General features: G+C 61.7%; 15 protein-coding genes and 1 pseudogene. 13 read left to right on the top strand and 3 right to left on the bottom strand.

The annotated features are described in order from the left end of the window. Positions 1–2: 2 nt before the first annotated feature. From AC0L3H_RS02280 to AC0L3H_RS02270, 3 genes are read right to left on the bottom strand one after another with little or no spacing between them, the layout of a single operon-like run. Positions 3–905 carry a carbohydrate ABC transporter permease gene (locus tag AC0L3H_RS02280; protein ID WP_473584350.1) on the bottom strand — a complete coding sequence of 301 codons (903 nt, stop codon included), beginning with the start codon at positions 903–905 and terminating at the stop codon, positions 3–5. Then, positions 898–1,833, bottom strand: a complete 936-nt coding sequence (locus AC0L3H_RS02275) for a carbohydrate ABC transporter permease (RefSeq protein WP_473584349.1) — start codon at positions 1,831–1,833, stop codon at positions 898–900. Before AC0L3H_RS02275 ends, AC0L3H_RS02280 begins: the two co-directional genes overlap by 8 nt. Before the next feature lie 60 nt (positions 1,834–1,893). Continuing rightward, on the bottom strand, positions 1,894–3,159 hold the full coding sequence (locus AC0L3H_RS02270) for an ABC transporter substrate-binding protein (protein WP_473584348.1): 1,266 nt from the start codon (positions 3,157–3,159) through the stop codon (positions 1,894–1,896). A 163-nt stretch (positions 3,160–3,322) separates the two neighbouring features. Here AC0L3H_RS02270 and AC0L3H_RS02265 point away from each other — a divergent pair, with 163 nt between their 5' ends. The 13 genes and pseudogenes from AC0L3H_RS02265 to AC0L3H_RS02205 all read left to right on the top strand — a co-directional run. Continuing rightward, complete coding sequence (locus AC0L3H_RS02265) at positions 3,323–4,519, top strand: ROK family transcriptional regulator (RefSeq protein ID WP_473584347.1); 1,197 nt, start codon at positions 3,323–3,325, stop codon at positions 4,517–4,519. Positions 4,520–4,561: 42 nt separating this feature from the next. Further along, a complete protein-coding gene (locus AC0L3H_RS02260; RefSeq protein WP_473584346.1) occupies positions 4,562–4,804 on the top strand; it encodes a type II toxin-antitoxin system Phd/YefM family antitoxin in 243 nt (80 codons plus the stop codon). Between the two features lie 569 nt (positions 4,805–5,373). Continuing rightward, positions 5,374–6,543, top strand: coding sequence for a GNAT family N-acetyltransferase (locus AC0L3H_RS02255; RefSeq protein WP_473584345.1), 1,170 nt, complete (start codon positions 5,374–5,376; stop codon positions 6,541–6,543). Between the two features lie 28 nt (positions 6,544–6,571). Continuing rightward, on the top strand, positions 6,572–7,399 hold the full coding sequence (locus AC0L3H_RS02250) for a MurR/RpiR family transcriptional regulator (RefSeq protein WP_473584344.1): 828 nt from the start codon (positions 6,572–6,574) through the stop codon (positions 7,397–7,399). Beyond that, complete coding sequence (locus tag AC0L3H_RS02245) at positions 7,383–8,291, top strand: N-acetylmannosamine kinase (RefSeq protein WP_473584343.1); 909 nt, start codon at positions 7,383–7,385, stop codon at positions 8,289–8,291. Before AC0L3H_RS02250 ends, AC0L3H_RS02245 begins: the two co-directional genes overlap by 17 nt. A gap of 52 nt (positions 8,292–8,343) precedes the next feature. Beyond that, complete coding sequence (locus AC0L3H_RS02240; RefSeq protein ID WP_473584342.1) at positions 8,344–9,060, top strand: N-acetylmannosamine-6-phosphate 2-epimerase; 717 nt, start codon at positions 8,344–8,346, stop codon at positions 9,058–9,060. Then, entirely contained in the window at positions 9,057–10,064 is a 1,008-nt protein-coding gene (locus tag AC0L3H_RS02235) for a Gfo/Idh/MocA family protein (RefSeq protein WP_473584341.1), read from the top strand. Before AC0L3H_RS02240 ends, AC0L3H_RS02235 begins: the two co-directional genes overlap by 4 nt. Positions 10,065–10,106: 42 nt before the next feature. After that, positions 10,107–11,399, top strand: coding sequence for an ABC transporter substrate-binding protein (locus AC0L3H_RS02230; protein WP_473584340.1), 1,293 nt, complete (start codon positions 10,107–10,109; stop codon positions 11,397–11,399). Positions 11,400–11,480: 81 nt separating this feature from the next. Continuing rightward, positions 11,481–12,356, top strand: coding sequence for a carbohydrate ABC transporter permease (locus tag AC0L3H_RS02225; RefSeq protein WP_473584339.1), 876 nt, complete (start codon positions 11,481–11,483; stop codon positions 12,354–12,356). Next, positions 12,353–13,165, top strand: a complete 813-nt coding sequence (locus tag AC0L3H_RS02220) for a carbohydrate ABC transporter permease (protein ID WP_473584338.1) — start codon at positions 12,353–12,355, stop codon at positions 13,163–13,165. The genes AC0L3H_RS02225 and AC0L3H_RS02220 overlap by 4 nt, the downstream gene beginning before the upstream one ends. Positions 13,166–13,175: 10 nt before the next feature. Beyond that, entirely contained in the window at positions 13,176–14,261 is a 1,086-nt protein-coding gene (locus AC0L3H_RS02215) for an ABC transporter ATP-binding protein (protein WP_473493065.1), read from the top strand. 111 nt (positions 14,262–14,372) lie between these two features. Further along, positions 14,373–14,669 (top strand): NAD(P)-binding domain-containing protein, encoded by a 297-nt coding sequence (locus AC0L3H_RS02210; RefSeq protein WP_473584337.1) that lies wholly within the window; start codon positions 14,373–14,375, stop codon positions 14,667–14,669. Continuing rightward, positions 14,666–14,746, top strand: a pseudogene (locus AC0L3H_RS02205) (NAD(P)-binding domain-containing protein); the annotation flags it as partial. The gene AC0L3H_RS02210 and the pseudogene AC0L3H_RS02205, both read left to right, overlap by 4 nt. Between the last annotated feature and the right edge of the window lie 39 nt (positions 14,747–14,785).

Raw genomic sequence — 14,785 nt, 5'->3', positions numbered from 1 at the left:
CCTCATTTGATGGCGCCCTGTGTCAGGCCGCGCACGAAGTATTTTCCACCGAACAGGTAGATCAGCAGCGGCGGCAGCGCGCCGATCAGCACGGCTGCGCTCATCACATCGTAAGCACGGGCAGTCGTGCCGCCGGCAGTGAGCGCGACCAATGCCGCCGTAATCGGCTGCTGCTGGCCCGAGGTGAAGACGACGCCGAACAGATACTCGTTCCAGATACCGGTGAATTGCCAGATGACGGTGACAATCAAAATCGGCGGCGACAGAGGCAGGATGATCTTGCGAAAAATCCGCCAGAAGCCGGCGCCGTCGATGCGTGCCGCATTGATAAGATCGTCGGGTATGCTGACGTAGAAGTTGCGACAGAACAGGGTGGTGAACGAGATGCCCTGGACGACATGAATCAAGACCAGCCCGTAGGTCGAATTGGTCAGGCCGAGCTTGCCGAGCAGGAACGCCCACGGCATCAGCGAGATCTGGCCGGGCATGAAGACGCCGAGCAGCATCAGGTTGAACAGAATTTCCGAGCCCTTGAAGCGCCATTTCGACAGCACGTAGCCGTTCATGGCGCCGAGCAGCGTGGAGATGAGCGTTGCGGGGATCGTCATCCAGAGCGAGTTGAAGAAATTGCGCTTCATGCCTTCGCAGGTGCCGCTGACGCAATAAGTGCCCCAAGCCTGCGCCCACGCGTCGAGGCGGAAGCTGCGCGGCAGCGAGATGAGGCCGTTACGGGCAATGTCGGACTGCTCCCGCAACGAGTTGAAGACGACGACCAGCAGCGGTGCAAGGTAGATGACGGCGAAAAGCGTCAGCACTGCATAGACAAGGAAGCGACCCCAGAAATATCGCCGCGTAGCCGCGGCCGCTTCGGGATCATGCCGGGCGTTGGTGACAATTTCAGCCATTGCGGCCCTCCGCCCGCCTGCGCCAAACGATCCACAAGGAATAGGGCACCAGCACAACCGCGAGGGCCGCGAGCATCATCATCGCCGCGGCGGCACCCTCGCCGATCTGCCCACGCTGGAACATCAGGTCGTAGACATAGATCGCCGGGAAGGTAGTCGACACACCTGGCCCACCCCGCGTCAACGCCGCCACCAGGTCGAAGGTCTTGATGGCGAACTGGATCTGGATGACGGCCACCGCCAGAAAAATCGGGGCGATCGTCGGCAGGATGACCTTCCGATAGGTTCGGGAAACCGACGCACCGTCGATCTGCGCTGCCTTAATGAGATCCGGATCGACCGATCGCAGGCCAGCCAGGAAAAGCGCCATTGCGAAGCCGGACGACTGCCAGATACCGGTTATGATCACCGCATAGATTGCGGTGTTGCGGTTGGCCGTCAGGGCGAAGCTGAAGTCGGTCCAGCCGAGCCCCCGCACGAAGGCCTGGATGCCGTCGACGGGATTATAGAGCCAACTCCACACCGTGCCGGTGACGATGAAGGAGACTGCCAGCGGATAGAGGAAGATGGTGCGCCAGACCGCCTCGCCGCGAACGCGCTGGTCGATCAGGATCGCCAGAAGCAGTCCGATGGCCATCGAGCCGACGATATAGAAGCCGCTGAACAGAAAAAGGTTGGTATAGGCGATGTTCCAGCGCCGGTTCGCCCAGAGCGAAGCGTAGTTGTCCAGACCGACGAACCCATAGGTCGGCATCAGCGACGAACTGGAGAGCGAGAGATAGAGCGTCCAGAGCGTGAAGACGAAGACGTAGACGAAACTCGCCGCAAGCGACGGCGCCAGCACCAGAATGGGCACCATCGTGCCCAGGCGCTGTCGCCACGGGGTTGCGGTAGCCGCAACCGGTACGGTCAGGTCACGCGTTGACATCTTCTGCTCCGGCGAAGTCGGGGCCGGGCGACGCGCGACAAGCCATCATCGGCAGCGTCTTCACATCTGCGCTTCGGCCGCATCGGCCATCGCGCTGGCTGCGTCCTGAGCGGTCATGTCCGGCGTCGCCACGAATTCGGTGACGGTATCCATGATCGCGCCGCGCACCTTCTGCGGGATGGTCATGTTATGCGCCATCGAGCGGACAAGCGTGCCGCCATCGATCGACGCCTGCAGATCCTTCTGGGAGAGCTGCTGGCAGGGATTGAAGCCGTTCGAAAGATCGACGTCGAGACGGGCCGGGATCGAGCCCTTGGTCTGATTGAAAACCGTCTGGAACTCGGGCGACAGGATGGTGCTGGCGAGCAGTTTCTGCCCCTCAACGTATTCCGGATCCTTCTGCTGGAAGAACACGACCGAGTCGGAATTCAGGATGAAGCCCGGCTTGCCCCAATCAGTCGGCGCCTGGGCGCAGATATAGTCGGTGCCCTCCTTGAAGCCGCCGGCCGTGAGCAGGCCGAGCGTCCAGTCGCCCATGATGTGGAAGGCGGCCTCGCCGCGGCCGACCAGATGCGACATGCTATCCCAGTCGCGCCCGTTCATGCCGGGGTCCATATATTTGGTCGTCATGGTGCGGAACTGTTCGAAGGCCTTGACCATGCCGTCGCTGCGCATCGCCTCGACGTCACCCTTGACGAAGGCCTTCTTGAAGAGATCGAGATCCATTCCGTAGACGACGACCTCGAACACCGTCGAATCGGTCCAGTCGGCGGTCGAGTGCGAGATGCAGATTTTGCCCGATGCCACGACCTTGTCGCAGGCGGCGTTGAAGTCTGCCCATGTCTTTGGCACCTCGGCGACGCCTGCTTCCTGCATTACCTTCGGCGATGCCCACAGCCAGTTGATGCGATGGATATTCATCGGCGCCGCCACCCAGCTGCCGGTCGGCTTCATCACCGGCAGCAATTCGGGAGCGACGACCTTTTCCCAGTTTTCCGCCGTCGCCAGTTCGTCGAGATTGGCGGTCATGCCGGTCTCGTTCCATTCGGCGATCTCGGGTCCCTTGAGCTGCACCGCGGGGGGTGCATTGCCGGCGATCACGTCGGCGCGCAGTTTCGCCAGCGTGTTGGCCGTGTGGCCGGCGATGGAGGTCTGCTGCCAGGCGCCACCCTTGGCGGTAAACATCTCACCGAGCTTGGCAATAGCCTGGGCGTCCGATCCGGACGCCCATTGATGCAACAGGTTGGTCTTGGGCTCAGCGAACGCGGCTCCCGCAACAAGGGTGTACGCCGTAGCGGCCGCAACGGCCGTCCTCAGATATTCCATCGTTTCACTCCCATAGGTGATGCACGGTTCGTATCGACCGCTTGTGGACGCAGTTTTGAGCTCGTCGCAGACAATTTGAGGTCGTCGCAGACGGGGATGCAGTATCTCCGTTCTTTCCAAGATGACATATTTGATCTATCAGTCAACGTCCTTTGTGCTCATCATGAACAAACCTTCGCTTAGAAACTGGCTGATCGACAGGCCCTCCGCATCACCGGAGAGCCTGATCGTGCGCTGCCTGCGTGAGCGCGGCGTGCTTTCTGCCTCGCAAATCGCGCATATCACCGGCTTGGCGCGATCGACGGTCTCAACGGCGCTCAACGGCTTGAAAAAATCCGGAATGGTGATCGAATCCTCGGCCCACCACGACGGGACCAGGGGCATTGGCAGGCCTGCCGCGACCTTGACGCTCAATCCCGCTACGGGCACCTGCGTCGGGATCCACCTAGGCCTCGATGAGATGCGGTGCCTCATCGCCGACGTCTCGCATTCTGTCATTGCCGAACAAACTCTTCCCATGGGCCTGGACTACCAGCCACAACAGGCGGCCGAGCTCGCCAAGTCAGCAATTGCCCAATGCTACGTAGAGAACGGTCTGCCGATGGCGGGACTCCTGGGGGTTGGGGTTTCCGTCTCGGGCCCTGTCAGCCGCGAAGGCGTGGTGCAGCGTGCGAGTATTGTTCCGACCTGGGCCGGGGTCAACATCCGCGATGTGTTCGGGCCGGTTCTCGAACAGCCGATTTTCGCCGACAACGAGAGCAACTGCTCGGCCATTGCCGAGCTGATGTGGGGCGCGGCCGTCGGCCAAGACGATTTCGTCCTGTTCAAGATCGATCTCGGCATCGGCGGGGCCATAGTCCAGCATGGCCGGCTGGTGACGGGCATCGCCGGCGGCGCCGGCGAATTCGGGCATATCAGCATCGATCCCGGCGGCGATCTTTGCCGGTGCGGCAATCGCGGATGCCTGGAGCTTTATGCGAGTTTTGCCCGGCCGCTGCAGCAGATTTCGCGCATCGCGCGGCGGCCGGTGACGATGGACGAGGTGATCATGATGGCCGAACAGGGCGACGTCGGGGCGCTGCGGATGATCGAGGACACCGCGGACTTCGCCGGCCGCGGTCTTGGTCTGATCGGCTCGGTGATCAATCCGCCGCTCATCATCATCGGTGGCCGCATGGCGTTGGCAGGCGACATTCTCCTGGCACCGCTGATCGCGTCATATGAACGCCACACGCTCATCAAGTCCCGCGATGTCGCGCCCGCCCTGCGCACGCGGATAATCGTTGGCAAGCACACGCAGAACGATGCATTGCTCGGCGCAGTCGGCCTGGTGCTGCGCCACAACAGCCGACTGCAATGATTTGTTTCTGCGCGGAGCTATTTCCATAGTCAGGAGCGTGACATGAGTGTGATCAACCTGGCAGATGCCAAAGCCCATTTGAGCGAGTTGGTGGATCGGGTCGAGGCAGGAGATACGATCGACATCACCCGGCGGGGTAAACCGGTCGCACGGCTTACCGCCGTGGCGAGACCGCGGCAGCGGATCGACGCGACCCTCCTGCAGTCCTTGACCGCGACCATGCCGCCTCAGGCCGAGCGTTCTGCCGATCTGGTGCGGTCGATGCGGGATGGCGACCGCTACTGATGCATTGTCTTGACACGTCGCTGATCGTTGCCGCCCTTTCAATGCGATGACGGCGTTTGGATTGCTGTGCAATCGACGACGGGACTGTCAGGCCGATCCGCCATCGCGATGCATCACGAAATCAGCTGGTGACTTTTCGCCCATCGCGTGATCGCATCTCGGGATGTAGGGGCGGGTCCAAAAAAGTGCTCCTGTTTCGAAATATTCGAGATATAGACGCCCTTCTTGAAGAACAGGAACATCTGTATCAGGTCATAGCCAAGCTCGGAAAACAGCTTGACCGGGCGCGCTAGCGCGCGGAAAACCAGCCACGGCACAGCCCGGACACTAAGGCGTTTCTTTATGACCTCGGAGACGAGATCGGCGACCTCTTGGCAACAAGACGCGGTATTCGTGCGCCAAACCGCTTGCGAATCTCCATGCTCGCGATCCTGTGCCTATCTGCGGAAACCTCGAGAACATGCGGGATCTGCTCGATTTCCCGAAGGATACGACCCTGAGCCATGTGAACTCCCTTGAACGTTCAGACCGTATCGTTTATGAAGTATATCGCCATAGGAATCTAGTCCATGAAAAATTTCTTCATACCCAGCCATGCGCTCGAACGGGCCGTTTCGGATGACACGGACACAATCTGCCTGCTGCTGGCGCTTGCATTCGGCTTCAGCAGAGACCGCGCCCGGGAGTACGTCGTGCATGTCGGCCTCCCCTCGTTTCGCATCCTGCGTACGGATACCGGCTTGGCCGCGGCGACGGCGGTGCTCCTGAAAACGGCGCATGGGTTTGGCGGATTGGACGTGCTAGCGACCAGCATCGCGCATGTCGCCATCGCTCCGGAAGCGAGGGGGCGAGGCCTTGCCAGACCCATGGTCGAATCGCTCTGCGAAGAGGCGCGCCGTGACGGCGCACTTATGGTTTCGCTGTTCGGCTCGGCGCGCCCGGTCTACCGCAAATGTGGGTTTGAACTGGCCGGCAGCGAAATCGTCTACGAGGCGGAGACGGCCGCGCTGCCCGCCAGGACCGATGTTGACTTCTTCCAGCTGCAGCCAGGGGACTCCAGGATCAGGCAGGCCTATGCAGACAAGGTGAAGAGCGAAGCCGGTCTGCTTCGCCGTTCCGACGTGCATTGGGCGGAGCTGCTGAGGGCGCCGACTGACGGCCTCGCAGCCTTTGCGGCGGGAGGCGAGCACTTAGAAGCCTATGCCATTCTGGACGCCGGCAATTCAGCCGTCCTGGAGATCAGGGACTGGCATGCGGAAAGCGGAGCAATGGCGGCGGCTCTGCTCTGCCTTGTCGGCCGTTTCCGATCGGTCTACCCGAAGGTCCGCTGGCATGGTGGGCCGCATGACGACCTTGTTACAGCCATGCCGGACAAGGGCTGGCGTCTTGCACACCAGGAAGAGTGGATGGCGCGCATTCTCGACCCCCAACGCGCGCTCGAGCAGCGCGGCTATCGCATCGACTCGGCCACACTCGGCATTCGCATTGACGGCCCCGGCGCGGAACCTTGCGACCTGCGCCTGGAGATCGCGTCAGGCAAAGCGCGGGTGACGCAGGGAAACAACAACGATCAGCCGACCGTAAGTGTCGATGGGCCTTCCTTTGCGAGCCTTTTCACAGGTTTTCGTTCGGCTTCGAAACTCGCGCGCCAAGGCGTCCTGTTCGGGGAGGCCGACGCTGTGCAACTATGCGACCTGGTGTTCGCTGGCCCCTTGCCCTGGGTTGCCGAGCATTTCTGAGTTCAGTTGCCACACGCGGGGAAAGCCAATGACAAAAGCACTGATCGCAAGCCTCCGATCGACCGCGGGAAACATGACGCCCGCCTTGGCCAAAGTCGCAGAGTTTGTTCTCGGCCACCCCGATACGACCCTCTACCAGAGCATAACCGAACTCGCGGAGTCTTCCGGATCGTCCGAGGCGAGTGTCATGCGGTTCTGCCGCGACCAGGGCTTCTCGGGCTTCCAGGACTTTAAGCTGGCGCTCGCCAAGGAACTTGCCAACGATGAAAGAGGCAGGGAGAGCGCAGAGCCGGCCGACGACATCCAGCGCCTCGTCGAGACAGCTGTCATCGCGTTGCGCGAGACCGAGCAGCTCATCGTCCGGCAGCATGTCACCAAGGCCGCCGAGGAATTGCTGGCCGCGCGGGCCGTCGAGTGCTTTGGAGTCGCGGCCTCGGCCGTTACGGCTCAGTATCTCGCCTACAAGATGTCCCGGATCGGCAAGATATCGCGCGCGCTTGGCGATGCGCACCTCGCCACGATGGCGGCGGGCACCGCCGGCAAGGGATCGGTGCATGTGATCATCTCCAGTTCGGGCTCGACCATCGATTCCGTCAGGATCGCCGAATTGGCAAAATCGCGCGGGGCTTTTGTCATCGGGATCAGTAATCGATCCAAGAGCCCCCTGGCTGCTGCATGCGACCTGACGCTGATCGCGTCCTGGCCCGAAACGCCCCTGACTGGCGGCGCCTTTCCATCCAAGATAAGCCAGCTTCTCATCGTCGATGCTCTGGTCGCCGAAATGACCAGGCAGGATCCGCAACGACTGGCGATGATCCAACGAACAGCGGAGAGCGTGAGTGACCGATCCTTCTAGGACCGTTCTGGCCATAGACATCGGCGGCACGAAGATCGCCTTCGCCGACATCGAGGACAACAAGCCGCGCAATCGCCATCAGATACGAACACCTCGAACCGGACGAGGCGAAGACCTTGTGGGCGCGATTGTCGAAGAGGTCAGCCGACGCAGTCCGTCGAGAATTGCTGTCGCTACAACCGGGATTGTGTCCGACGGATGCCTCTCGGCGCTAAACCCCCGCACGCTGCCGATCGAACACGGCTTTCCGCTGACGGCCCGGATCCGGGAATTGACCGGCGTGACGCCATTGATCGTCAACGACGCGCAGGCCGCCGGCTGGGGCGAATACAGATTCGGCGCTGGGCAAGGATGCCGCAACTTCATGTTCGTCACCGTTTCAACGGGCGTTGGCGGCGGACTTGTGCTCGACGGCCGCCTCGAAATCGGCAGCGCCGGCCTCGCGGGCCATGTCGGCCATATGACGGTCGCCGGCAGCGACTCTCTATGCGGCTGCGGCCGGAAAGGTTGCCTGGAGACGCTGGCGTCCGGCACTGCCATTGCCAGACGCTTTCGCGAATACTCGGGTCAGGATGTTGGGGCACCTGGGGTATTCGAGAACGCCTCCAATGGCGATGAATTGGCCGAACGCATCCTCGACCAGGCAGCGGAGGCGCTCGCCGAAACACTCGCAGACATCGTCGGGGCCGTCGATCTCGATGCCGTCGCCCTGGGCGGCGGCGTTGGCCTAGCTCCGGGTTTCCTCGACCGTGTCCGCCGACACGTGTCGGAGTTGCCCGCTGTTTTCCAACGTCAGATAAAGCCGGCTGCCGCCGGGCCGGACGCGGGGCTCGTAGGGGTGGCTGATCTGCATGGCGAAAATTTTCATCACAACATAAATATTGACAAATAACTTCATCTTCGCTTAGATACCCTGACACTGCCACTGGGGCAGCCAAGAGCGAATGGGGCCGAAATTGCGATCTCACCTCCTCCAGTCATTGGACGGAACGCTTGTCGTGTCCTGTCAGGCGGACGCCGGAACGCCCCTGGATGCGCCCGAGCACATCGGCGCTCTGGCGGCATCGGTTGTGGCGGGTGGCGCCAGTGCAGTCCGGATTGAGGGTGTCAAGAACATCACCACCGTGAGCGCTCGGGTCGCTGTTCCGGTGATCGGTCTCGTCAAGACCCAGCGCGCAAGCACCGACGTCTACATCACGGCTGCCGTCGAGGATGTGCAGGCGATAGCCAGTGCGGGTGCGCAAATCATCGCTTTCGATGCGACGCGCCGACCGCGGCCGGTCGAAGTCCCGACCCTGATCGAGGCCATAAAGGGTCGTGGATGCTTGGTCATGGCCGATATCAGCACGGCCGAGGAAGCCGAACTCGCAATGGCCGCCGGCGCAGATGTCGTGAGCACCACGATGGCTGGATATACCGACTACACGCGCGGAAAGGACGGGCCGGACTTCGCGCTGATGGGCGCCCTCAATCGCGCGGGCATACCATTCGTGGCGGAAGGCCGCATCTGGTCGCCCGACGACGCTCTGCGCTGCCTGCAACTCGGAGCCCGCTTCATCGTCGCCGGAAGCGCCATAACCCGGCCAACCGTTATCACCCGGCATTTCATCCAACGAATTGCTTCGAGTGCCTCGCAGGTTCATAGAAAGGATTCGTCATGACGCGCCGCGTTGCTGTTGTCGGTGCCGGGTTCATGGGGTCCATGCACGCGTCCATTTTCGCGCGCGCGCCCAACTGCGAACTTGTCGCGATCGTCGATCCGAACGTCGAGCTTGCCAAAGCGCTGGCGTCAAGGCTCGGAGACGTCAAGGTCTATCCGGGCCACGAGGAGTTGCTGACGCACGAAATCCTCGACCTCGTGAGCATCTGCACGCCCGACAATCTGCATCGGGTTCCGGCCGAAGCCGTCGCCAGGAAGGGCGTCAACCTCTTCATCGAAAAGCCGATCGCCTCGGATGTCGACGACGCGAAGGCGATCATTGCCGCCGTCCGCTCGGCCGGCGTGAAGCTTGGCGTCGGATATCTGTTGCGCTTCGATCCTCGCTACGCCCGCGCCAAGGAGATGATCAACGAGGGCAAGGTCGGCCACCCGATCCATGTCTATGCACGCCGCAACAGCGCGAGAACCGAGGGACCGAAGCGCTACGCCGGCAAGCTTCCCCTGCCGCTCCACGTCACGGTTCACGACGTCGATCTGGTGCTTTGGATGCTGGGCTGCCAGCGTCCCGTCTCCGTCTATGCGCAACAGACGGACCTGCTGCTCGGATCAATCGGCACCCAGGACAGCATCGCCGCCATCGTGCGCTTTTCCGGAGGGACGGTCGTCAACTTCGAAAGCGCCTGGTCGCTGCCATCCGGCGCGCGGCACATGATCGATGCGAGAATGGAGATGATCGGAACCGATGGTTTCTTCGAAATCCAGTGCGGCGACAGCGGGCTCTATTTCGCCGACAATTCCCGATCCCAGGAGATCGATACGCAGCATTGGCCAGCGCTCGGCGGCACCGTGGGCGGCGATCTCCGCCAGCAACTGCATGGGGTCCTCGAATGGCTGAATGGTGTCGATCACCCGATCGCTTCCGGTGAAGAAGCGCTCCGCTCTCTAGAATTGACGCTCGCGATGATCCGCTCCGCGCAAACCGGTGAGGTCGTGCACCTCGCCTGATGCTTTGAACGACGGCTGAAGCCGCAACAATGGGAGAATGCAATGTTCAGCAGACGTAAAATTCTGGCCGCAACCGTGGCCGCAATCTCGATATACAGCTTGTCAGGATCAACCTACGCGCAAGACAAGCCCTTCGACGGGGTGCAACTGTCGGTACTGATGGAGGGTCATCCCACGACGGATGCGATCCAAAAAATGCTGCCCGAATTCAAGGAGATTTCCGGCATCGACGTGGCCCTTGAAGTCGTGCCGGAACAGGACATCACCGCGAAGATGCTCCTGGAGATGTCTTCCGGATCCGGCCGCTACGACGTTGTCGAGAACAACATCATCTACGTCCCCGGCTTTGTGAAGTCCGGCTATATCGTTCCCCTGGACGATCACCTGGCAAAGTATTCGCAGCACTTCGACAAGGCGGATTTCGTCCCCGGATACTTCAACACAAACGTCTTGGAGGGAAAGACCTACGGTCTGCCGGTCTATGGCGAAAGCACGTTCGTGATGTTCCGCAAGGATCTGTTCGAGCAGTACGGACTGGCCGAGCCGAAGACGTTCGACGACATCGAGAATGCGGCCAAGACGATCTCCGAAAAGACCAACAAGCAGATCGCCGGCATCACCATGCGCGGCCGGCAAGGCATCGAGGGCGTCTATGTCTGGGCTGCCTATCTCTGGGGGATGGGCGGCTCCTTCCTCGCCGACGGCAAGTCCGCGCTCGCAACGCCCGAAGGCATTACCGCGCTGGACGCATTCACCAAGGTCCTGAAGGATTACGGTCCGGTGGGTGTCGCCAACTTCGGATGGGAAGAGAACCGCCTGCTGTTCCAGCAGGGCAAGGCTGCCATCACGCTGGATGCGACGGTCAACGGCGCCTACAACGAAGATGCCGCCGTTTCGACCGTGGTCGGCAAGGTCGGCTATGTGCCTGTGCCCCAGACTGCCGCCAATCCCAAGGGCGGGTCTTCCTCGCTTGCGGTGCATAGCCTCTATGTGACGGTCGATTCCAAGAACCAGGAAGCTGCCGCCCTGTTTGCCGCCTGGGCCACCGCCAAGGAGCAGCAGGTGAAGTCGATGCAGAGCGACCCTAACTCGGGCGTGACGTCGCTGACCGCGCTGAACAGCGAAAGCTTCAACACACGCTATGGCGCGTTCAAGGATGCCATGATCGCCGCGATCAACCAGGGCAATCCGGATTACCTGCCGACGGTCGAACAGGCGAATGAAGTCATCAACAACACAGGCATCGCCGTGTCCAAGGGGCTGGCCGGAGCCGCAAGCTCGGCCGACGCGCTCAAGGAAGCCGACGAGGCGAACAACGCCGCACTGGCGCGCTGACGCAACAGCTGGCTCGCCCTGCCGCGAAGACCCTCCCGGGCCGCGGCACGGCCACCTTTCTCAAGCGAGTGTTCTGCTTCAATGGCCAGGCTTGCCGACCCCTCACGGATGTTCTTCCAGCCGATCCTGGCTGTCTTGAGCATCGTCTCCGCCGTTCTGACGGTCTACGTGCTCTGGATGTCCTTTCGCGACGTGTCGCTGATGCGAGCCGGACGCGACGTGTTTGTCGGCCTCGACAATTACGCACGGTTTTTCTCCGATCCCCGGGGGCTGTCGGCGCTTTGGCGGACAGTCCTGTTCACAGTCCTGGCCACCGGGATAGAGGTTGTTCTCGGACTGGCCGTCGTACTTTTCCTGGACCGCAATTTTGCGATCAAGCGGGTTGTGCGCGCCCTTCTTCTCGTCCCGATCATCATGACGCCTGTCGTGGTCGGCTTGACCTGGCGCTTCATCTTCGACCCCGCATCCGGCATGGCGAACCACGTGTTGTCTTTGCTGGGGATCGGAGCCGTGGACTGGCTCGGGAGTACGCAGGTGGCACTCTTCTCCGTCCTCATCGCCGATATCTGGCAATGGACGCCATTCGTCATCCTCCTGTCGATGGCTGCCCTCGATTCGGCGCCGACCGACCCGCTGGACGCCGCCCGTGTCGACGGCGCGCGCGAATGGCAGGTCAACTGGTACGTGCTGCTGCCAATGCTGCGCCGTGCCATCGCGATCGTGGCGCTCATCCGCACCATCGACAGCATCAAGGCGTTTGACCTCTTCTACATCATGACCAGAGGCGGACCGGCGCTGTCGACCGAAACGCTGAATTTCTACGGCTACATCGTCGCCTTCACGAATTTCGATATCTCATATTCCATCGCCATCGCCGTGATCCTGACAATCTTCACGAATGTGGCGCTGTTGGCGATGTATGGCGTGCTCTTTCCCCGAAAGGGAGAACGGCCATGATCCGGCGAACCTTTTTCTATCTCGGCCTGCTGGTCATGCTGCTGACAGTGCTGTTCCCGCTCTACTGGGTCGTCGTCACGTCCTTCAAGACGACCAGGGACGCCTTCGCTATCCCGCCGGTCTGGCTCTTCGAGCCGACGCTCGACAATTTCAAGAGAGTGCTGGCAAACCCGACCTTCCTGCGTGCCTTCGCCAACAGCTTCTTCGTCTCCATGACGTCCAGCATTATCGCCGTCTCGATAGGCGCCGTGGCAGCTTACGGCATGACGCAACAGGAGGCCGCCAAAAGGCGCAGCCAGGAGAAGTTCATCCTGAGCTTGCGCATTGCCCCTGCCCTGATTTTCGTCATTCCCGTCTATTACCTCGCGGTGCGCATCGGGGCGCTCAACCAGCATTGGCTGCTGATTGCCGTCTACGCGTTCATCAACATCCCGTTCGCCATTTCACTGCTCATCACCTTCTTCGACGACATACCGCGCGAGCTGCGGGATGCGGCTCGGGTCGACGGCGCCCGGGAGTTCGCGATCTTTTCCCGAATCTACCTGCCGGCCGCACGCGGAGGCATAGCCGCGACGCTCATCCTTTGCGTCCTGTTCACCTGGAACGAGTTCTTCGTCGCCCTGGTGCTGTCCGGACGCGACACGCAGACACTCCCCGTCAGCATCACATCCTTCCTGACTTTCCAGGGCATCCAGTGGGGTGCGCTAACGGCCGCCGCGACGCTCATCATGCTTCCGATGGTCATTCTCGGCATCATCGTTCAGGGACAAATCGTGCGGGGCATGACCCTCGGCAGCGTCAAGGGTTAAGGAGAAACACATGGCGCAGCTGTCTGTTCGCAACGTTGCGAAGTCCTACGGAGCGGTCAACGTCCTCAATGATGTCTCGGTCGAGGTCGAAGAAGGCGCGTTCGTTGTTCTCCTCGGCCCCTCGGGGTGCGGCAAGTCCACGCTGCTGCACGCGATCGCCGGCCTCCACGAAATCGACTCCGGCGAGATCCGGATCGGCGACAGGGATGTGAGCGCCTTGCCCGCCCGGGACCGTGACGTGGCGATGGTGTTTCAATCCTACGCGCTTTACCCGACGATGTCGGTCCGGGAGAACATCGGGTTCCCTCTGAAGATGAGAGGCCTCGACAAGGCTGCCATTGCGGAAAACGTCAACAAGGTGGCAGCGGTCCTGAAGATCGAGCCGCTTCTGGAGCGGCGTCCGCGGGAACTCTCAGGTGGGCAGCGACAGCGCGTCGCTATCGGGCGGGCGCTTGTGCGGAACCCGAAGCTGTTCCTTTTCGACGAGCCGCTTTCCAACCTGGACGCAGCGCTACGCGGTGACCTCCGGGCGGAAATCAAGCGTCTTCACCAACGCATCAAGTGTACGATGGTCTACGTCACCCACGACCAGATCGAGGCCATGACGCTGGCGACCAAGATCGTGATCATGAACCGGGGCGACGTCCAGCAGGTCGGCACGCCCTACGAAATCTACTACAATCCTGTGAACCTCTTCGTCGCCCGCTTCATCGGCTCGCCACCGATTACCTTGCTGCAAGGACGCGCTCAGCTCGGTTCGGCTGGACTGAGCTTCACTGTCACGGGCTCAGGATCTAGAGCCGAATTCGCTCTCCCCGAGCATTCTTGGAAGCCAAGCGAAGCGGGTGAGACGGTCATGGGATTGCGGCCGGAGAATATCCGGATCGCGCAAGCCTCCGAGCCTGTGGCGACTGCGATCGTGGATCTGGTCGAGCCGACGGGGCCTGAAGACATTGTCACGCTGAACATCATGAGCCAGCCGGCGGTAATCCGGACTCCGGCAGGAGTGGCGTCTCAGGGCACCCAGGTGGGGATCGATCTCGATCTCGACCGGGCAATGCTCTTCGATCCCAAGTCTGGCGCAAGGTTGGCTTGAAATCCGAAATGGCCAGGTCTGGCGACACGGTCGGCAACGTCTACATCGATGGGCGGTGGTCGTCAGCCAGGGTGGCATGGCGCGAGTATCGGCTTCCTCGGAACCGGCATTATGGGCGGGCAGATGGCCCGCTGCCTGGCAAAGGCCGGGTTCCGGGTGAAGGCCTGGAATCGAACGCTCGATAAGGCCGTGGCACTGGCAGCTGACGGCGTCGAGATTGCCGCGAGCGCCGCTGACGCCGCCATCGACGCTGATGCCGTCATCTGCATGCTAAGCTCGGGTCCTGTCTGCGATGAGGTGTTGCTCTCCGAGGGGGGTATTGTCGGTGCGATGCGACGCGGCTCGACGCCTGTCGTGATGAGTTCGATCCCGGTCGAAACGGCCAGGGGGCAGTCGGAACGGGCGTGACCGTAGGTGGCCTCAACTATATCGACGCCCCGGTGTCAGGCGGCGAGAAGGGCGCGCGGGAAGGCACGCTTGCCATCATGGCGGGCGGCGAGACGGCGCAGGTCGAAGGCCTCCTC

It is taken from the genome of Mesorhizobium sp. WSM4816 (assembly GCF_055811535.1).
This window is presented reverse-complemented; position numbering and strand designations above follow the sequence as displayed.